A 20,515-nucleotide genomic window follows, 5' to 3' on the forward strand; every position below is an offset into this window, starting at 1 on the left:
GGTGCCAAGGGCCTGTCATCCAGGGTCTGTCCTCAAGGGCCCGGCTGTCGCGCGGCGTCTGCAGGCCCGCGGCCGGCGGTCAGCCCGCCAGGCAGGACGGGCCGAGCAGCACCTTGAGGTCACCGAACAGCGACGGGTCGGGCGTGACCCGGTGCCGGTCGAGCCGGAGCACGGTCGTCTTGCGTGCCCCCTGGAGTTTGATCCGCACCTCCGTGGAGCCGCGGTGGCTGCTCAGCACCTCGCCCAGCTTCTCGACCATCGGCGGGGTGACCTTGACCGTGGGAATGGTGATCGTCACGGGGGCGTTGGTGCCGGCCTCGGAGAGGTCGGGGACCATCATCTCCATGGCCACCAGCCGCGGGATGTCCTCCCGCTTGTCGAGGCGGCCCTTGACGAAGACCACGGTGTCCTCGACGAGTTGGGTGGACACCAGCTGGTAGGTCGCCGGGAAGAACATGCAGTCGATGGAGCCGGCCAGGTCCTCGACGGTGGCGATCGCCCAGGCGTTGCCCTGCTTGGTCATCTTGCGCTGCAGGCCGGAGATGATGCCGCCGATGGTGACGATCGAACCGTCGGAGTAGTCGCCGCCGGTCAGCTGGGCGATGGCGGCGTCCGCCTTGTCGGACAGCACGTGTTCCAGGCCGAAGAGCGGGTGGTCGGAGACGTAGAGGCCCAGCATCTCGCGCTCCTGGGCGAGGAGATAGGTCTTGTCCCACTCGATGTCCGAGAACTCCACGTCCAGACCGAAGCCGGGGCCCTCGTCCGCACTGTCGTCGCCCATGCCGCCGAAGAGGTCGAACTGCCCCTCGGCCTCCTTGCGCTTGACCTGGACGACGTTGTCGATCATCGGTTCGTAGTGCGCCGTCAGGCCCTTGCGGGTGTGGCCCATCTCGTCGAAGGCGCCGGCCTTGATCAGCGATTCGGTGGTGCGCTTGTTGCAGACGACCGCGTCGACCTTGTCGAGGTAGTCGGGGAAGGAGAGGTACTTTCCCTTCGCCTTGCGGCAGCGGATGATCGAGTCGACGACGTTCTGGCCGACGTTACGGACCGCGGTGAGACCGAAGAGGATCACATCGTCGCCCTGGGCGGCGAAGTTGGCCTCGGACTCGTTGACGTTCGGCGGCAGCACCTTGATGCCCATGCGGCGGCATTCGTTCAGGTAGACCGCCGACTTGTCCTTGTCGTCGCGCACGGAGGTCAGCAGCGCGGACATGTACTCGGCCGGGTAGTTGGCCTTGAGGTAGGCGGTCCAGTAGGTGACCAGGCCGTACGCGGAGGAGTGCGCCTTGTTGAAGGCGTAGCCGGCGAAGGGGACCAGGACGTCCCACAGGGCCTGGATGGCCTGGTCGGAGAAGCCGTTCTTGCGGGCGCCCTCCTGGAAGAGGACGAAGTTCTTCGCCAGTTCCTCGGGCTTCTTCTTGCCCATGACGCGGCGGAGGATGTCGGCCTCGCCGAGGGAGTACCCGGCGATGATCTGGGCGGCCTTCTGCACCTGCTCCTGGTAGACGATCAGGCCGTAGGTCAGGCCCAGGACCTCCTTGAGGGGCTCCTCCAGCTCCGGGTGGATCGGGGTGATCTCCTGGAGGCCGTTCTTGCGCAGCGCGTAGTTGGTGTGCGAGTCCATGCCCATCGGGCCGGGACGGTAGAGCGCCGAGACGGCGGAAATGTCCTCGAAGTTGTCGGGCTTCATCAGCCGCAGCAGCGAACGCATCGGGCCGCCGTCGAACTGGAAGACGCCGAGGGTGTCGCCGCGGCAGAGCAGCTCGAAGGTCTTGGGGTCGTCGAGCGGTACGGAGAGCATCTCCAGGTCGACGCCCTTGTTGGCCTTCACCATCTTGACGGCGTCGTCCATGATCGTGAGGTTGCGCAGGCCCAGGAAGTCCATCTTGAGCAGGCCCAGCGACTCGCACTGGGGGTAGTCCCACTGCGTGATGGTCACGCCGTCGGTGTGCCGCGTCCAGAGCGGGGCGTGGTCGACGATGGGCTCACTGGACATGATCACGCCGGCCGCGTGCACACCCATCTGACGGACCAGGCCCTCCACACCCTTGGCGGTGTCGATGACCTTCTTGACGTCCGGCTCGCTCTCGTACATCCCCCGGATCTCGCCCGCCTCGCTGTAGCGCGGGTGCTTGGGGTCGGTGATGCCGCTGAGGTCGATGCCCTTGCCGAGGACGTCGGCGGGCATGGCCTTGGTGAGGCGGTCGCCCATCGCATAGGGGTAGCCGAGGACGCGCGCGGAGTCCTTGATGGCGTTCTTGGCCTTGATCTTGCCGTAGGTGCCGATCATGGCGACCTTGTCGGAGCCGTACTTCTCCGTCACATACCGGATCACTTCGACGCGCCTGCGCTCGTCGAAGTCGATGTCGACATCGGGCATGGAGACGCGCTCGGGGTTGAGGAACCGCTCGAAGATCAGTCCGTGGGTGATCGGGTCGAGGTCGGTGATGCCCATGGCGTACGCCACGATCGAACCGGCCGCGGAGCCACGGCCGGGGCCCACCGCGATCCCGTTGTTCTTGGCCCACATGATGAAGTCGGCGACGACGAGGAAGTAGCCGGGGAACCCCATCTGGATGATGATGTCCATCTCGTACTCGGCCTGCTTCTGCCGGTCCTCGGGGACCCCGTCCGGGTAGCGGCGCTGCATGCCGGCCCGGACCTCCTCCTGGAACCAGGTGACCTCGGTGTAGCCCTCCGGGATGTCGAACTTCGGCATCAGGTCGCGCTTCTCGAACATCCCGCTGGTGTCGATCTGCTCGGCCACCAGGAAGGTGTTGGCGCAGCCCTCCTGCCAGGCGTCCGAGGAGTCGATGGCGTACATCTCGTCGGTGGACTTGAGGTAGTAGCCGGTGCCGTCGAAGCGGAAGCGGTCCGGGTCGGAGAGGTTCTTGCCGGTCTGGATGCACAGCAGGGCGTCGTGCGCCGTGGACTCGTGGGCGTAGGTGTAGTGCGAGTCGTTGGTGACCAGCGGGGGGATGCCGAGCTTCTTCCCGATCTCCAGCAGGCCGTCGCGGACCCGGCGCTCGATCTCGATGCCGTGGTCCATCAGCTCCAGGAAATACCGGTCCTTGCCGAAGATGTCCTGGTACTCGGAGGCGGACTTCAGCGCCTCGTCGAACTGGCCGAGCCGCAGCCGGGTCTGCAGCTCACCGGAGGGGCAGCCGGTGGAGGCGATCAGGCCCTCGGACCACTGGGCGATGGTCTCCTTGTCCATCCGCGGCCACTTCTGCAGCCAGCCCTCGGCGTAGGCGTCCGAGGACAGCCGGAAGAGGTTGTGCAGACCGGTCTTGTTCGCCGCCCAGATCGTCTTGTGGGTGTAACCACCGGAACCGGAGACGTCGTCGCGCTTCTGATGCGGCTGGCCCCACTGGATCTTGCGCTTGAGCCGCCGCGACTCCGGCGCCACATACGCCTCGATGCCGATGATCGGCGTCACCCCGGCCTTCTGCGCCGAGTGGAAGAAGTCGTACGCGCCGTGGAGGTTGCCGTGGTCGGACATGGCGATATGCGTCATGTCCATCTCGTTGCACGCCTTGAACATGTCCGACAGCCGCGCCGCACCGTCCAGCAGTGAGTACTGGGTGTGGACATGCAGGTGCGTGAAGGGGGGCCTGGACGGGGCTGCCACGGCGGGGGACCTCCAAAAGTACGAAACGGCGCGAAGCGCCTCGGCGCGGGACGGCGGTCGGACGGCCGGTGCACGGTCGGCGACGGATGGGTGAGACGGTCTCGAAGTCTACGACTCCCCACTGACAATCGGCGGGCACCGACGAGTAGCCTCGCGCGTTGTCAGTGGCAGATCCGCGACGGGTTCCGCCACGGCTCTCCGTACCCCTTCCGCACCTCAGGAGGCACCCAGCGATGCCGTCCCAGCACGCCCCGGCGCAGGACGCCGAGCAGCGCGGCGAGGAAATCCTCGCCGTCTTCGACACCGCCTTCGGGGAGCTGCTCGCCGCCGACCCCGCGGCCTTCCGTGTGAAATTCCGGAAGATGGCCGCCTCCGCCTTCGCCTTCTACCGGGGCACGGCCTGCCTGTTCTACCGGGACCTGGAGGCCGCGCAGGACGACGGCGGCAAGGACGGCGGCCCGTATCTGGACGAGCAGACCGGCCGGGTGTGGATCCACGGCGATCTGCACGCCGAGAACTTCGGCACGTACATGGACTCCACGGGCCGGCTGATCTTCAACGTCAACGACTTCGACGAGGCGTACGTCGGGCCGTTCACCTGGGACCTCAAGCGGTTCGCCGCCTCGGTCGCGCTGATCGGCTACGCCAAGGCGCTCAGCGACAAGCAGATCACCGACCTGGTGCGCACCTACGCCGCCGCCTACCGGGAGCGCATCCACGCGCTGGCCTCGGGGACGAAGAGCTCCGACCGGGACGAGCTGCCGCCCTTCACCCTGGACACGGCCGACGGGCCGCTGCTGGGCGCGCTGCGCATGGCCCGCTCGCTGACCCGGTTCGGGCTGCTGGACTCCATGACGGAGATCCGCGACTTCGAGCGCCGCTTCTCGGCGGGCGGCGGCAGCGTCGAACTGGACGCGGCGACCCGCTACAAGGTCCTCGCCGCCTTCGACGGCTATCTGGAGACGCTTCCGGAGTCCAGCCTGGACCGCCCGGACTCCTACCGCGTCAAGGACGTGGTGGGCCGCCGCGGCATCGGCATCGGCTCGGCCGGTCTGCCGTCGTACAACATCCTGCTCGAGGGCAACAGCGACGCCCTGGAGAACGACGTCGTGATCTACATGAAGCAGGCGCAGACCCCGGCCGTCTCCCGGCACATCACCGACCCCGCGGTCCGCGGCTACTTCCAGCACGAGGGCCACCGCACGGTGATCTCGCAGCGCGCCCTGCAGGACCACGCCGACCCGTGGCTGGGCTGGACCGAACTGGACGGCGCGGGCCAGCTGGTCGCCGAGATCTCGCCGTACGCCGTCGACCTGGACTGGTCGGACATCGACGACCCGGAGGAGATCGCGGCGGTGGTGGCCGACCTGGGCCGGGCCACCGCGACCATGCACGCCGCCGCGGACGACGAGAGCGGCCACTCGCTGGTGCCGTTCTCGACGGAGCGGGCCATCGACGCGGCCATCGCCGCCGACGAGGACGGCTTCGCGTCGCTGCTGGTCGACTTCGCGCACTCCTACGGCGCCCGCGCCCGCCGTGACCACCAGATCTTCGTGGACCTCTTCCGCAACGGGCGGATCCCGGGGCTGTAGGGCGGTCAGGACGAGAGGGCCGCCGCATGCCGTACGCACCGTATGCACCGGTGCGTACGGCTTCGGACCCCCTTAGCCGCCGCTTACCCCGGCCCATGGCACACTCGGCTGTAATGGACATCTCGGCGGCACACCTGCGGGCACTGCGCGCAGCGCTTTTCACGGCGCTGTGCGTGACGCTCTCCGCGGGTTCGCACGTCCTGCTGTCCCGTATGCCGCTGCCGCTGAGCCTCGTCAGCGCGCTCAGTGCCGCCGTGTTCGCCCTCGCCTACGCGCTGGCCGGCCGGGAGCGCGGCTTCTGGCGGATCGCGTCGCTGCTGGTCCCCCTGGAACTGGCCGCCGATCTGGCCTTCAGCCTGGGACAGCACACCTGTTACGGAGCGGCCGGCGGCCCGGTCGCCGGCCCGCTGCGCTCACTGGGCGTGGATCTGCTGTGCGGTGGCGACCCCGTCGGCGCACCGCTGACGCGGCTGTCCCCACAGGACACCGCGCCCGTGATCACCTGGCTCGTCCTGCTCGCGGCGCATGTGTGCACCGGGCTGCTGGCGGCGGGCTGGCTGCGCCGCGGCGAGCGAGCGCTGCACCAGCTGCTGGGCGCGATGGCGGGCTTCGCCTTCCGCCCGCTGCTGATCGCCGTCGCGGTCATCGTCGCCGGCGCCGCACCGCGCCGCCCGGTGCCCGCCCCCGTACGGCCCGGGCGCCCCGCCCGCGCCGTCCCCCTGCTCGTGCACTGCGTCGTGCGCCGTGGACCGCCCTGCGCACTGGCCGCGTAGGCCTTCGGCCGCGCGGCCCGCGTGCGCCCGCACCGCGTGCGTACGCCGCCGACCGCACATATCTCCCGCCTCACGGATCTTCACAGAGCAGGAACAGCCATGAGCAACCGCAACAACCAGGCCAACAAGCAGGCAGCCCGCGAGCGGCTGCGCGCCGAGCGTGAGCGGCAGGCGAAGAAGGACAAGATCCGCCGGCAGCTGATCGTCGGCGGTGCGATCGTCGGCGTCCTGGCGATCGCCGGTGGCATCGGGGTGGCGGTCTCCTCCATGGACGGCGGCAGCAGCTCCGCCTCCGGGGACAGCACCGACTGGGCGAAGGCCGCGAAGGCCCCGCTGACCAAGCCCCACAACACCAGCGGCAAGAACGGCACCACGGTCGTCGTCGGCAAGAAGGACGCCAAGAACACCCTGAACCTCTTCGAGGACCCGCGCTGCCCCGGCTGCGCGGCCTTCGAGCAGAACGTGGGCGCCACCGTCGAGAAGGACATCAAGGACGGCAAGTACAAGGCGTCCTACCACCTGGGCACGTTCCTCGACGCCAACCTCAAGGGCACCGGCTCCAAGAACGCGCTGAGCGCACTGGGCGCCGCGCTCGACGTCAGCCCCGACGCCTTCCTGAAGTACAAGTACGCGCTGTACTCGAAGGAGTTCCACCCGGACGAGACCGGCCCGGACAAGTTCGCCGACGACAGCTACCTGATCAAGGTCGCCGACACCATCCCGGCACTCAAGGGCAACGCGGCCTTCCAGAAGGCCGTCAAGTCGGGCACGTACGACCGGTGGGCGATGGAGATGTCCAACGCCTTCAGCGCGGTCAAGGACGTCACCAGCACCCCGACGATCAAGCTCAACGACACGGTGCTGGGCACGGACAGCCCGCAGGGCAAGGTGGCGCCGTCCAGCGTGGCCGCCTTCAACTCCATGGTGGACAAGGCCCTGAAGAAGTGACGCGGGCGGCCCGGTCACCGGCCGGGCCGCGTCCCGTACCTCGCGGCCGGCGTGCTCCGTGCGCGCCGGCCGATGCCAAATCTTGACCCGGGCTCGTGCCGTGCACATGGCAGACTCCCGTCATGCAGGCGACGGGAATACGCCCCGGGGCCCGGCCGGCGGCCGCGCCGGGAGTCCAGCTCAGGGCGCTGCGGGCGGCACTGTTCACCGCGCTGTGCACCGCCCTGTCCGCGGCCTCCCATGTGCTGCTCTCGCACCACCCGTTACCGCCCGCTCCGGTCCTCGCGACCTGCGCGGGGGTCTTCGCCGCGGCCTATGCGCTGACCGGCCGGGAGCGCGGATTCGGCGCCGTCGCCGCGCTGCTGGTGCCGCTCGAACTGGCCGCCGACACCGTCTTCACCACCGGGCAGCACACCTGTTACGGGCCGGCCGGCGGCCCGGTCACCGGCCCGCTGCGCTCGGTCGGCGTCGAAATGCTGTGCCGGGGCGGCGAATGGGGCACACCGCTGGCCCGCGCGGCCGTCCGTCCGGGCGCGCCGCTGCCGCCGGCCGTCCCGGCGGCGGCCCCCTGGCTGCTGCTCGCCGCCCATGTCGCGGTCGGCCTGCTCGCCGCGGCCTGGCTGCACCGCGGGGACGCCGCCCTGGACGCCCTGCTGCGCGCCGCCGCGGCCGGCGCCTTCCGCCCGCTGCGCACCGCGGTCGCGGTGCGCACCACCACCCCCGCCCCGCCCCGCCGGCGGATCCGGCCGCTGCACCCGCTGCCGCCGCCCCGCCCGCTCCCCCTCCTCGTGCACTGCGTACGGCGCCGCGGCCCGCCCCGCCCGGCCAGCGCCTGACCAGCACACCGAAGCCGGCACGACCTCGAGGGGACCCCACCACCCATGAGCAACCGCAACAACCTCGCCAACAAGACCGCGGCCCGCGAACGCATCCGGGCCGAGCGGGAACGCCAGAAGAAGAAGGACAAGCTGCGCCGCCAACTGACCGCGACGGGCGCGGTGATCGGCGTCCTGGCGGTGGCCGGCGGCATCGGCTACGCCGTGATGAAGGCCAACGAGCCCAAGGGCTGGGAGGCCGCCAAGGAGGCCAAGCTCGTCACGCCCGCGCACACCCAGGGCAAGAACGGCACCGAGATCCTGATAGGCGACAAGAACGCCAAGCAGACCCTGGAGGTCTTCGAGGACGTCCGCTGCCCGGCGTGTGCGGCCTTCGAGCAGAGCAGCGGCAAGGCCCTGGCCAAGGACATCGAGGACGGCCGGTACCGGGTCCGCTTCACGATGTACACCTTCATCGACGGTGCCGGCGGCGGTGAGGGCTCGAAGAACGCGCTGAGCGCGCTCGGCGCGGCGCTGAACGTCAGCCCGGAGGCCTTCTTGCAGTACAAGTCGGCGCTGTACTCGGCCAAGTACCACCCCGACGAGCGCGAGGACCTGTACGCCAAGGACGCGGAACTGCTCAAGGTCGCCGGCGAGGTGCCGGCGCTGAAGAACGACAAGGCGTTCGCCACGGCGGTCAAGAAGGGCACCTACGACCGCTGGGCGATGGAGATGACCGCGCTGTTCGGACGCAAGGGCGTCAAGGGCACGCCCGCGTTCATGCACGGCGACAAGAAACTGGTCATGCCGCAGGTCCCGCAGCAGCAGATGACGCAGGCGCAGTACAACCAGCTGGCGCAGGCCAACTTCAAGAAGATGATCGACAAGGAGTTCGGCCCGGCGAAGAAGCCGGCCGGAGGGGGCGGGGGCAAGGGCGGCAGCACGGGCGAAGGTGGCACGAACGGCATCCGCGAGGGCGAAAAGGATCCCTCGGGCTCCCACTGAGTGCCTTTCGGACAACGGGCGGGCGAATTCCCGGAGTTATCGGAATTCGCCCTCCCGGGTTCGTTTACCGGCCAGTAAGGTGATCGGCCGTGACCGATCATGACCAGATCTCGCGCCGCACTGCCGTCACGGCCGTAGCCGCCACCGCCGCCCTTCTGCCGTTCGCCGGCGCCGCCACCGCGCACGCCCAAGAGGCCGCGGACCAGGGCTCGTTCTTCCAGCACGGCGTCGCCTCCGGGGACCCGCTCCCGGACGGCGTACTGCTGTGGACCCGGGTCACGCCGACCGCGTCGGCGACCCCCGGCTCCGGCCGCGGACCGGCCACCAAGGTGAGCTGGCAGGTGGCGAGCGACAAGAACTTCACGTCCGTTGTCGCCCGGGGGAACCTGACCACCTCTGCCGCCAGTGACCACACCGTCAAGGCCGACGTCCGCGGCCTGCACCCGGCCACCCACTACTACTACCGCTTCACCGTCGACGGACAGCACTCCCCCGTCGGCCGGACCCGTACCGCGCCCGCCCCCGACACCGCGGCCGGCAACATCCGCTTCGGCGTGGTCTCCTGCGCCAACTGGGAGTCCGGCTACTTCTCCCCCTACCGGCACCTGGCCGCCCGCACCGAGCTGGACGCGGTGCTCCACGTCGGCGACTACCTCTACGAGTACAAGTCCGGCGAGTACCCGGAGTTCAAGTACGTCGTCCGCCCGCACACCCCCGCCCACGAGCTGCTGACGCTCGCCGACTACCGCATCCGCCACGGCGTCCACAAGACCGACCCGGACGCGATGGCCATGCACGCCACGCACCCGGTCATCGCCATGTGGGACGACCACGAGTTCGCCGACAACGCCTGGAAGGGCGGCGCGGTCAACCACACCCCGGAGACCGAGGGCCCCTGGTCCGCGCGGGTGGCCGCCGCGAAGCAGGCCTACTTCGAGTGGATGCCGGTGCGCCCCTCGATCGCCGGCACCACCTACCGCAGGCTGCGCTTCGGCACCCTCGCCGATCTGCACCTGCTGGACCTGCGGTCGTTCCGCGACGCCCAGGTCAAGCCGGGCAGCGGGGCGGTCGACGACCCGAGCCGTACGATCACCGGGCGGGCGCAGCTGGACTGGCTCAAGTCCGGACTGGAGCGCTCGGACACCGCCTGGCGGCTGGTCGGCACCTCGGTGATGATCTCGCAGGTCGCCTTCGGCGCCGTCCCCGCGAAGCTGCTGGGCCCGCTCGCCGAGATCCTCGGGATACCCAAGGAGGGCCTGGCGATCAACACCGACCAGTGGGACGGCTACACCGACGACCGACGCGAGCTGCTGAGCCACCTCAGCGACCGCGGCATCGACAACACGGTGTTCCTGACCGGCGACATCCACATGGCCTGGGCCAACGAGGTGCCGCTCCAGGCGGCGACCTACCCCGCCGACCGCGCGGTGGCGACGGAGTTCGTGGTCACCTCCGTCACCTCCGACAACGTGGACGACTTCCTGCACGTCGCCCCGCACACGGTCTCGCTGGCCGGGGTCGCCGCCATCAAGGCCGCCAACCGCCATGTGAAGTGGCTGGACATGGACTCGCACGGCTACGGGGTCCTGGACATCGACGCCGAGCGGACGCAGATGGACTACTTCGGCATCTCCGACAAGACCGATCCGAACGCCACCAGCACCCTGCTGCGCTCGTACCTGACCCGGTCCGGCAGCCAGCAGGTGGAGCGCGCGGACCAGCCGCTCGTCTAGGGGTGTCTCCCCGAGGGTAAGCCCGCCCCGGTCCGCCCGGCCTGCCGGCTCACAGCTCGGCGAGGAAGCCCAGCGCCACCTTCCAGGCGCTCTCAGCGGCCTCCGCGTCGTAGTCGGGCAGATCGGGATCCGTGAAGAGATGGCCGGCGCCGGCGTAGCGGAAGACCTCCACGTCCGCGCCGGCCCGGCGCATCTGCAGATACCAGGCGTTCAGCCAGTCGTGCGGCTCGTACGGATCGGGGTCGGCGACATGCAGCTGCACCGGCAGGTCGTCGGCGACGGTGCCGTCCGCGATGTCCGAGGTGCCGTGCAGCAGAAGGAGCCCGCGGGTCCGCTCGTCGCCGAGCGCGAGGTTCTGCGCGACCGAGCCGCCGAAGGAGAAGCCGGCGTAGACCAGCCCGCGGTCGGAGTAGGGCGCGACGGCCGTGATGGCCCGCTTGAGCAGTTCCTCCTTGCCGATCTCGTCCTTGATGAGAATGCCGTCCGGGACGGAGTCGGCGGTCCGGCCGTCGAACAGATCGGGGACGATCACCTCGTGCCCCGCGGCGCGCAGCCGGTCCGCCGCGGCATGCACCGCGGGACGCAGCCCGCACACCGAATGGAACAGCACAATCGTCGAAAGTCCGCTGGTCGGGGACTCGGAGGCGGCCGGCACTGACATCACTTCCCTGGGGTTGGATCGATCTCGCCCCATCCTGCCAGTTACGGTCACGGGGACCGGGTACCAGCACACCACAGCCCCTCGCACCCCACGGAGGAGGAGTCTCGTGTCCTTGGAGGACGTCCTGCGTCCGGTCGTCGTCATCGGCGGCGCCGTCCTGCTCGCGCTCATTCTGGTCTGGCTCGCCGACCGGGCACTGCGCCGGATCGACGCCGGCCACCCGGAGACCCCCTTGTGGGGCCTGCTGCGCCGCTGCCGGATACCGCTGCAAGTGGTGCTCTGCGCGGCCCTGTTGCGCGGCTCGTTCGACCATACGGGCCTGGAGTCCGTCGAAAAGCACGCGGCGGGCATCGGGCAGGCGCTGACCCTGGTCCTGATCGCGGCGACCGCCTGGCTGGTCGTCCGGGCCGCGGCGGCCATCGTCGAGTCCTCGTACTCGCGCTATGCGGCGGGCGCCCGGGACGCGGCACGGGTGCGGCGGGTACGGACCCAGGTGACGCTGATCCAGCGGGTGGTGACGGCCGTGGTGATCGTCGTCGCGGCCGCCTCGATGCTGCTGACGTTCCCGGCGATGCGGGCGGTCGGTACCTCCATGCTGGCGTCGGCCGGTCTGCTGGGCATCGTCGCCGGTATCGCCGCCCAGTCCACCCTCGGCAACCTCTTCGCGGGGCTGCAGATCGCGTTCGGCGACATGGTGCGGATCGGGGACACCGTCGTCGTGGACGGCGAGTGGGGCACGGTCGAGGAGATCACGCTGACCTTTCTGACCGTGCGGACCTGGGACGAGCGCCGGATCACCATGCCGGTGTCGTACTTCACCGGCAAGCCGTTCGAGAACTGGTCGCGCGGCGGTGCGCAGATGACCGGCACGGTCCTCTTCCACCTCGACCACAGCGCGCCGGTGGAGAAGATGCGTCAGCGGCTGCTGGAAGTCCTCCAGGAGTGCCCGGAGTGGGACGGCAGGTCCTGGAGTCTGGTGGTCACCGACACCACACCGTCCACGATCGTGGTGCGCGCGCTGGTGACCGCCCGGGACTCGGACACCCTGTGGACGGTGCGCTGCGAGGTCCGCGAGCGGCTGCTGGAGTGGCTGCGGGCCGAACACGCCTACGCACTGCCGCGGATCACCACGGCGACGGCGCCGCCGGACAGGCCCTAAGGGCTGTCCCTGGAGGGAGACACCCCCTACGGCGCGCCCCGCAGGCTGCGCATGTCCAGATGGCGCAGCACCCGGTCGACGATCTCCGGGTCCGCGCCCGGTTCGCTGCGCGCCGCCAGTACCTCGTGCCGGGCGGCCGACAGCATCTCGCCCTGGATGCGGTGCACCTTCTTCAGCCGGGTGATGCGCTTGTCGAAGAGCTCGCGCCGCTCGTCGTCGACGATGTCCGGCGCGATCCGGGCACCGATGTCGTGCGCGCGGCGGGCCAGTTGCTCGCTGACCTCGTCGGGCAGCTCCTCGACCTCCAGGATCTCCTTCAGCCGCCGCTTGGACGCCTTGATCACCCGGATCGCCAGCTCCCGCTCCAGCGCGTCGACGGCATCGGTGTCGGCCCGTACCCGCAGCCGGCGCACCAGCCAGGGCAGGGTGAGGCCCTGGACGAGGAGCGTGCTGAGCACCACCGCGAAGGCGATGAAGAGGATGTCGTCGCGGACCGGGAAGTCCTCGCCGCCGTCGACGCTGTACGGAATGGCCAGCGCCAGCGCCACCGAGGCCACCCCGCGCATCCCCGCCCACCACATGATGAGCGTCTCCCGCCAGCTCATCGGGATCTCCTCGTCGTAGTCGCGGCGCTTGTGCATCCGCCTGGCCAGCCAGGCGGCGGGCAGCAGCCACAGCAGGCGGACGCCGACGACCACCCCGACGACGGCGGCGCCGGCGCCGAGCAGCTGGCCCCAGCGGTGAGAGGCCGCCCCGAAGATGTTGTGCAGCTCCAGGCCGATCAGCCCGAAGGCGACACCGGTGACGAGGGTGTCGACGACCTCCCAGAAGGTGTAGCCGGCGAGCCGCCCCATCACATCGTCCGGGTCGACCGCGTACTCGGCCAGGAACAGCGCGCAGGTCAGCACCGCCAGCACCCCGGACCCGCGGAAGTTCTCGGCCAGGACGTACGCGACGAACGGCACCAGCAGCGTCAGACCGATCTGCAGGGTCGGGTCACCGAGCAGCCCCATCAGCTTGTTGGTGACCCAGCCGAGCCCCAGGCCGACCGCTATGGCGACCACCGCGGAGAGCACCAGCGAGCCGACCGCGGCGGGCACCGAGAAGGTTCCGCTGACCGCCGCCGCGAGCGCGACGTGGTACAGCACGATGGCGGTGACATCGTTGAACAGCCCCTCGCCCTCCAGGATCGACACCAGCCGGCGAGGCAGCCCGAGCTTGCCCGCGACGGCCGTCGCGGCCACCGGGTCGGGCGGGGCGACCAGCGCGCCGAGCACCACCGCTGCGGCCACCGGCATCCCGGGCACCACCGCCTGGGCGACGGCGGCGACCGCGGCGGTGGTGGCGAAGACCAGCGCCACGGCAAGCAGGAAGATCGGCCGGACGTTGGCGGTGAACTGCCGCCAGGAGGTGCGCTGCACGGCCGCGTAGAGCAGCGGCGGCAGCACCACCGGCAGGATGAACTCGGGCGGCACCTCGACGTTGGGCACGAACGGCAGCAGTGCCAGCACGGCGCCGACGAGGGTCATCAGCACCGGCGACGGAAGCCTCAGCCGGTCGCCGACCGGAACCATGACCACGGCTCCGAGCAGCAGGACGAACATCAGAGCCAGCTGGTCCACGGTGGCTACGCTCCGGGGTCGGATGCGGTCATTTTCCGACCCCAGCGTGCCATGACACGGACATGTGCCCGCCGTGTCGGCGCCCGCCCGGTGTTCTGCGCGTCAGCCGCTCTCGTCCCGGACGGTGTCCAGGGCGCGCTGCAGGTCCTCCGGGTAGGCGCTCTCGAACTCGACCCAGCGGCCGTCGGAGGGGTGCTCGAAGCCCAGCCGCATGGCGTGCAGCCACTGCCGGGTGACGCCGAGGCGCTTGGCGAGGGTGGGGTCGGCGCCGTAGGTCAGGTCGCCGACGCAGGGGTGGCGGTGCGCGGACATGTGCACCCGGATCTGGTGGGTGCGGCCGGTCTCCAGCTTGATGTCGAGCAGGCTGGCCGCGCGGAACGCCTCGATCAGGTCGTAGTGCGTGACGGACGCCTTGCCCTCGGCGGTCACCGCCCACTTGTAGTCGTGCTGGGGGTGCCGGCCGATGGGGGCGTCGATGGTGCCGCTCATCGGGTCCGGGTGGCCCTGGACCAGGGCGTGGTAGCGCTTGTCGACGGTGCGCTCACGGAACTGCTGCTTGAGCAGGGTGTAGGCGCGCTCGGACTTGGCGACCACCATCAGGCCGGAGGTGCCGACGTCGAGGCGGTGCACGATGCCCTGGCGCTCGGCGGCGCCGGAGGTGGAGATGCGGTAGCCGGCCGCGGCCAGACCGCCGATGACGGTGGTGCCCGTCCAGCCGGGGCTGGGGTGCGCGGCCACGCCGACGGGCTTGACGATCACCACGATGTCGTCGTCGTCGTGCACGATCTCCATGCCCTCGACGGGCTCGGCGATGATCTCCACGGGCGCCGCGGCCTGCGGCATCTCGACTTCCAGCCAGGCGCCGCCGGTCACCCGCTCGGACTTCATCACCTCGGATCCGTCGACCCGGACCTTGCCGGCGGCGGCGAGTTCGGCCGCCTTCGTACGGGAGAAGCCGAACATCCGGGCCAGCGCGGCGTCGACGCGCTCGCCCTCCAGGCCGTCCGGTACGGGCAGGGTGCGGATCTCGGGAATGGTGCTCACCCCACGAGTATGGCAGTCCCGTCACGGTGCCCTGCCCGGGGCCGGGGCCCGGCCCCACAGCCCCGTTGCCGGCGCCGCCAACGGCTCCTGCCCCGGCCGGCCCCGTCTCGGGGTGTCAGTCCTTGTGCACGGTCCCGTCGGGGTCCAGTCCCCGGAAGGACAGGATCACGATCAGGATGCCGCCGCAGACGATCCCGGAGTCGGCGAGGTTGAAGACCGCGAAGTGCGCCGGGGCGATGAAGTCGACCACCGCGCCCTCGAAGACCCCCGGCGAGCGGAACAGCCGGTCGGTGAGGTTGCCGAAGGCGCCGCCGAGCAGCAGCCCGAGCGCGATCGCCCAGGGCAGGCTGTAGAGCTTGCGGGCGATCCGGGCGATCACCACGATCACGGCCACCGCGATGAGGGTGAGGAAGATCGTCAGCGCCTCGCCCATGCTGAATGCGGCGCCGCGGTTACGGATCACGGTGAACTGCAGCAGCGTCCCGATGACCTGGATGGGCTCATGGTGCTCCAGTTTCGCGACCACCAGGAGCTTGCTGCCCAGGTCGAGCAGGTAGACGCAGAGCGCGACCAGCAGCAGCGCGGTGATCCGCCGCTTGCGCTGTCCGGTGCCCTGCTCCGGCTTCACCGTCTTACTCCCCTCGGATTCCTCGGCGGAATCCGCTCCGGCACCCGGCTCGGGTTCCGGCGTACCGGTGATGCGTTCGGCCTTAGCCACGTGTGAGTCCCTCAGCCCGTCGTGTCCACGGCCGGGCCATGCCCGGCTGAACCACGAGAGTACGGCACACACGTACGGGCGCGGGCGGACCGGGTGCCGTCGGCGACGCCTGCCGGCCGCTCAACGGCGTTCCTGCTTCTGCTTGCACTCCACGCACAGCGTCGCCCGGGGGAAGGCCTGCATCCGCGCCTTGCCGATGGGGTTGCCGCAGTTCTCGCAGAGGCCGTAGGTGCCCGCGTCCAGCCGGCCCAGGGCGCGCTCGGTCTGGTGGAGCATCTCGCGGGCGTTGGAGGCGAGCGCCAGCTCGTGTTCGCGGGTGATGTTCTTGGTGCCGGTGTCGGCCTCGTCGTCGCCCGCTCCGTCACCGGAGTCGCGCATCAGCCCGGCGATGGCGTCCTCGGCCGAGACGATCTCCAGCCGCAGCCGCGCCGTCTCCTCCATCAGTTCGGTCCGTGCCTCGGTGACCTCTTCGGGCGTCCAGGGGTCCTCGCCGGGCCGTACGGCAAGCTCCCCCGGCGCCGCGGCCACCCGGGCCATGGGCACCGCGGAGTCGTTGCCGTGGGCCTTGGCCGTTGCGGCCGCAGTCTTCTTCGCCACCACCGTCTTGGCTCCCGTCTTCTTAGCGGGCACCGCGGCCGTCTTGGCCGGAGCCTTCTTCGCGGTCTTCTTCGCCGCGGTCTTCCTGGCCGCCGGCTTCTTCGCGGCCGCCTTCTTCGGCGCCGCCCGTTCGGCCGTGGTCTTCCCGGGCGTGGTCGTACCGGCCGCCGTCTTCCTGGCCGCGGCCTTCTTCGGAGCTGCCTTCTCCGGGGCCGTCTTCTTCGTCGCAGGCTGCTTCGCGACGGCCTCGTCGGCAGGCGTCGTGCTCTTCTCCGCGGCGGTCTTTTTCGCCACCATGGCCGCGACCCCTTCACATATGTGACTTTGTTCGCGAATCGTGACGGGAACGATAAATCGCTGCACGCCACGCGGCAACGGGACGCACCGCCCTTCGGGACCTGCCACCCGGCCCGGACGTCCGGTCTGCCTCGTTTGTGCCCCGCTGTCCGGCCGGTAATCCGCCCACCGGCGCGGCGCCCGTCCGCTCGCCATTCGGGTCACGGCGTGCGCCCGGTGCCCGTGGCGGCGAACGGCCCCGGCACCGCTCTCGCGCCGGGCGGCCCGGACCCGTCCCGCACGGCCCGGCACCCTCCCGTACGGAGCCGGCAGCGGCCGCCTCCCCCGGCTGCCGTATATCCGGTCGGCCACTGTCGGTGCGGCCCCGTACACTGGGCCGAGCGAGAGGCATTGACGGGACGAGTAGCGCCGTACGCAGCCAGCAGCGACCCGGGGACGGTGGAAGCCCGGGGGCGTGCACGATGTGAAGATCACCCCGGAGCCGCCGGAAGAAAGCTTTGGACAGTGGGCTCCGCCCACGGGCTTGGACAGTGGGCTCCGCCCACGGGTTCGGGCAGTGGGCTCCCCCACGGCCCCCGGGCCACCCAAGGTGAGTAGAACCGGCAGCGCGACCCCAATGAGGGGGCGGTGCAGCGGCACCGCCAAGGAGGGTGGTACCGCGGGAGCGCAGGCTCTCGTCCCTCCGGACGGAGAACGCAGCAGGTGTCCGCCGGAGGAAGCCCCCGATGAGTCCGCAGCCCCAGTACCGCCAGGTACCCGCCCAGGTAGACCTCCCCGCCCTCGAGCACGCCGTGCTCGAGTTCTGGCAGGAGCAGAAGATCTTCGCCCGTACCCTCCAGCAGTCCGAGGGACGGCCCGAGTGGGTCTTCTACGAGGGCCCCCCGACCGCCAACGGCATGCCCGGCGCGCACCACATCGAGGCGCGCGTCTTCAAGGACGTCTTCCCCCGGTTCCGCACGATGCAGGGCTACCACGTCGACCGCAAGGCCGGCTGGGACTGCCACGGCCTCCCGGTCGAGCTGGCCGTGGAGAAGGAGCTGGGCTTCAACGGCAAGAAGGACATCGAGGCGTACGGCATCGCCGAGTTCAACGCCAAGTGCCGCGAGTCGGTGACCCGCCACACCGACGCCTTCGCCGAGCTCACGACCCGTATGGGCTACTGGACCGATCTGGACGCCCCGTACCGCACGATGGACCCCGACTACATCGAGTCGGTGTGGTGGTCGCTGAAGGAGATCTTCACCAAGGGCCTGCTGGTCCAGGACCACCGCGTCGCCCCCTGGTGCCCGCGCTGCGGCACCGGCCTGTCGGACCACGAGCTGGCCCAGGGCTACGAGAACGTCGTCGACCCCTCGGTCTTCGTCCGCCTGCCGCTGACGTCCGGCCCGCTGGCCGGCCGGGCCGCGCTGCTGATCTGGACGACCACCCCCTGGACCCTGGTCTCCAACACCGCGGTCGCCGCGCACCCCGACGTCACCTATGTCGTCGCCACCGACGGCAACGAGCGGCTGGTCGTCGCCGAGCCGCTGCTGGAGAAGGCCCTCGGCGAGGGCTGGACCGCCACCGGCGAGTCGTTCACCGGACGCGAGATGGAGCGCTGGGCCTATGAGCGCCCCTTCGGCCTCGTCGAGCTGGAGGGCGCCAATATCGTCGTCAACGCCGAGTACGTCACCACCGATGACGGCACCGGCCTCGTCCACCAGGCCCCGGCCTTCGGTGAGGACGACCTCAGGACCTGCAAGGCGTACGACCTGCCGGTGATCAACCCAGTGCGCCCGGACGGCACCTTCGAGGAGGAACTGCGCCTGGTCGGCGGCCAGTTCTTCAAGAAGGCCGACGAGGCACTGGTCGCCGACCTCGACGCCCGCGGCCTGCTCTTCCGGCACGTCGCCTACGAGCACAGCTACCCGCACTGCTGGCGCTGCCACACCGCGCTGCTCTACTACGCCCAGCCGTCGTGGTACATCCGCACCACCGCGGTCAAGGACGCCCTGCTGCGGGAGAACGAGAACACCAACTGGTTCCCCGAGTCGGTCAAGCACGGCCGCTTCGGCGACTGGCTGAACAACAACATCGACTGGGCGCTGTCCCGCAACCGCTACTGGGGCACCCCGCTGCCTATCTGGCGCTGCGAGGAGAACCACCTCACCTGCGTCGGCTCGCTCACCGAGCTGACCGAGCTGACCGGCACCGACCAGTCGGACCTGGACCCGCACCGCCCGTACATCGACGCGGTCACCTTCGCCTGCCCGACGTGCCAGGGCACCGCGACCCGCGTCCCCGAGGTCATCGACGCCTGGTACGACTCGGGCTCGATGCCGTTCGCGCAGTGGGGCTACCCGTACCGCAACAAGGAGCTGTTCGAGAAGCGCTACCCGGCGCAGTTCATCTCGGAGGCCATCGACCAGACCCGCGGCTGGTTCTACACCCTGATGGCCGTCGGCACGCTCGTCTTCGACAAGTCCTCGTACGAAAACGTGGTCTGCCTCGGTCACATCCTCGCCGAGGACGGCCGGAAGATGTCCAAGCACCTCGGCAACATCCTCCAGCCGATCCCGCTCATGGACCAGCACGGCGCCGACGCGGTCCGCTGGTTCATGGCGGCCGGCGGCTCCCCCTGGGCCGCCCGCCGGGTGGGCCACGGCACCATCCAGGAAGTCGTCCGCAAGACGCTGCTGACGTACTGGAACACCGTCGCCTTCCAGGCGTTGTACGCCCGTACGTCGAACTGGGCGCCCTCCGCCGCCGACCCGGCCCCGGCCGACCGGCCGCTGCTGGACCGCTGGCTGCTCGGTGAGCTGAACACCCTGGTCGAGCAGGTCACCGAGTCCCTGGAGACCTTCGACACCCAGCGCGCCGGCAAGCTCCTCTCCGCCTTCGTCGACGACCTCTCCAACTGGTACGTCCGCCGCTCGCGCCGCCGCTTCTGGCAGGGCGACGCGGCCGCGCTGCGCACCCTGCACGAGGTCATCGAGACGGTCACCCGGCTGATGGCCCCGCTCACCCCGTTCATCACCGAGCGGGTCTGGCAGGACCTGGTCGTCCCGGTCACCCCCGAGGCGCCGGACTCCGTCCACCTCTCCGGCTGGCCGGTCGCCGACCGGACGCTCATCGACCCGGCGCTGTCCGGCCAGATGCAGCTGGTGCGCCGGCTGGTCGAGCTGGGCCGGGCGACCCGCGCCGAGTCGGGGGTGAAGACCCGCCAGCCGCTGTCCCGTGCGCTGGTGGCGGCCCACGGCTTCGCGGGCCTGCCCGAGGACCTGCGCGCACAGATCACCGAGGAGCTGAACGTCAGTTCGCTGGCCGCACTGTCGGAGGTGGGCGGCTCCCTGGTCGACACCACCGCCAAGGCGAACTTCCGTGCCCTGGGCAAGCGGTTCGGCAAGGGCGTCCAGGCGGTCGCCAAGGCCGTCGCCGCGGCGGACGCCGCCGCCCTCTCGCTCGCCCTGCGCGACGGCACGGCGAGCGTCGAGGTCGACGGGGAGACCGTCTCCCTCGCCCCCGACGAGGTCATCATCACCGAGACCCCGCGCGAGGGCTGGTCGGTGGCGTCCGACGCGGGTGCCACGGTCGCCCTCGACCTGGAGATCACCCCCGAGCTGCGCCGCGCGGGCCTGGCCCGCGACGCGATCCGGCTGATCCAGGAGGCCCGTAAGAACAGCGGTCTGGACGTCGCCGACCGGATCGCGCTGCGCTGGCGGTCCACCGACGAGGAGGTGCGCACGGCGCTGACCGACCACGCCGGCCTGATCTCCGACGAAGTGCTCGCCGACGACTTCACCGCCGGCGAGGCGGACGGTTCCTACGGCCCCGCGTTCACCGACGAGAGCCTGGCCCTCACGTTCCAGCTGCGCAAGGCGTAACCGCACCCGCGGTCATACGACCTGCCGAAGCCCCCCGGTGCCACCCGCACCGGGGGG

14 protein-coding genes are annotated in these 20,515 nt (G+C 70.4%); 8 read left to right on the plus strand and 6 right to left on the minus strand.

Annotated features, from left to right (window positions below):
* Positions 1 to 79: 79 nt before the first annotated feature.
* Positions 80 to 3,631, minus strand: a complete 3,552-nt coding sequence (gene dnaE / locus CFW40_RS08580) for a DNA polymerase III subunit alpha (protein ID WP_088797222.1) — start codon at positions 3,629 to 3,631, stop codon at positions 80 to 82.
* 233 nt (positions 3,632 to 3,864) lie between these two features.
* Between dnaE and CFW40_RS08585 the strand changes: the two genes are divergently transcribed.
* The 6 genes from CFW40_RS08585 to CFW40_RS08610 all read left to right on the plus strand — a co-directional run bounded on the left by CFW40_RS08585 (position 3,865) and on the right by CFW40_RS08610 (position 10,497).
* Positions 3,865 to 5,223: a DUF2252 domain-containing protein gene (locus CFW40_RS08585; protein WP_088797223.1), complete on the plus strand. Its 1,359-nt coding sequence runs from the start codon at positions 3,865 to 3,867 to the stop codon at positions 5,221 to 5,223.
* A 113-nt stretch (positions 5,224 to 5,336) separates the two neighbouring features.
* Entirely contained in the window at positions 5,337 to 5,996 is a 660-nt protein-coding gene (locus tag CFW40_RS08590; protein WP_088797224.1) for a hypothetical protein, read from the plus strand.
* Between the two features lie 99 nt (positions 5,997 to 6,095).
* Complete coding sequence (locus CFW40_RS08595; protein ID WP_088797225.1) at positions 6,096 to 6,944, plus strand: thioredoxin domain-containing protein; 849 nt, start codon at positions 6,096 to 6,098, stop codon at positions 6,942 to 6,944.
* 122 nt (positions 6,945 to 7,066) lie between these two features.
* Positions 7,067 to 7,780, plus strand: coding sequence for a hypothetical protein (locus tag CFW40_RS08600; protein ID WP_088797226.1), 714 nt, complete (start codon positions 7,067 to 7,069; stop codon positions 7,778 to 7,780).
* A 45-nt stretch (positions 7,781 to 7,825) separates the two neighbouring features.
* Positions 7,826 to 8,764 carry a thioredoxin domain-containing protein gene (locus CFW40_RS08605; protein WP_088797227.1) on the plus strand — a complete coding sequence of 313 codons (939 nt, stop codon included), beginning with the start codon at positions 7,826 to 7,828 and terminating at the stop codon, positions 8,762 to 8,764.
* An 89-nt stretch (positions 8,765 to 8,853) separates the two neighbouring features.
* Entirely contained in the window at positions 8,854 to 10,497 is a 1,644-nt protein-coding gene (locus tag CFW40_RS08610) for an alkaline phosphatase (protein WP_088797228.1), read from the plus strand.
* A gap of 49 nt (positions 10,498 to 10,546) precedes the next feature.
* On the opposite strand, the gene CFW40_RS08615 is transcribed toward CFW40_RS08610, so the two are convergent.
* Positions 10,547 to 11,158 carry a dienelactone hydrolase family protein gene (locus tag CFW40_RS08615; protein WP_176956549.1) on the minus strand — a complete coding sequence of 204 codons (612 nt, stop codon included), beginning with the start codon at positions 11,156 to 11,158 and terminating at the stop codon, positions 10,547 to 10,549.
* A 112-nt stretch (positions 11,159 to 11,270) separates the two neighbouring features.
* On the opposite strand from CFW40_RS08615, the gene CFW40_RS08620 reads away from it, so the two are divergent.
* Positions 11,271 to 12,317, plus strand: coding sequence for a mechanosensitive ion channel family protein (locus CFW40_RS08620; protein WP_088801982.1), 1,047 nt, complete (start codon positions 11,271 to 11,273; stop codon positions 12,315 to 12,317).
* A 26-nt stretch (positions 12,318 to 12,343) separates the two neighbouring features.
* Here CFW40_RS08620 and CFW40_RS08625 read toward each other — a convergent pair whose 3' ends face one another.
* From CFW40_RS08625 to CFW40_RS08640, 4 genes are all read right to left on the minus strand, one after another.
* Positions 12,344 to 13,939 (minus strand): Na+/H+ antiporter, encoded by a 1,596-nt coding sequence (locus CFW40_RS08625; protein WP_088797230.1) that lies wholly within the window; start codon positions 13,937 to 13,939, stop codon positions 12,344 to 12,346.
* 102 nt (positions 13,940 to 14,041) lie between these two features.
* Complete coding sequence (locus CFW40_RS08630; RefSeq protein WP_088797231.1) at positions 14,042 to 14,983, minus strand: RluA family pseudouridine synthase; 942 nt, start codon at positions 14,981 to 14,983, stop codon at positions 14,042 to 14,044.
* A 115-nt stretch (positions 14,984 to 15,098) separates the two neighbouring features.
* Entirely contained in the window at positions 15,099 to 15,701 is a 603-nt protein-coding gene (gene lspA, locus CFW40_RS08635; protein ID WP_088797232.1) for a signal peptidase II, read from the minus strand.
* A 120-nt stretch (positions 15,702 to 15,821) separates the two neighbouring features.
* Positions 15,822 to 16,595, minus strand: coding sequence for a TraR/DksA C4-type zinc finger protein (locus tag CFW40_RS08640; protein ID WP_088797233.1), 774 nt, complete (start codon positions 16,593 to 16,595; stop codon positions 15,822 to 15,824).
* Positions 16,596 to 17,320: 725 nt separating this feature from the next.
* Here CFW40_RS08640 and ileS point away from each other — a divergent pair.
* Complete coding sequence (gene ileS, locus CFW40_RS08650; RefSeq protein ID WP_088797234.1) at positions 17,321 to 20,458, plus strand: isoleucine--tRNA ligase; 3,138 nt, start codon at positions 17,321 to 17,323, stop codon at positions 20,456 to 20,458.
* Positions 20,459 to 20,515 lie beyond the last annotated feature (57 nt).

Source organism: Streptomyces sp. 2114.4 (assembly GCF_900187385.1).
GTDB classification, from domain to species: domain Bacteria; phylum Actinomycetota; class Actinomycetes; order Streptomycetales; family Streptomycetaceae; genus Streptomyces; species Streptomyces mooreae.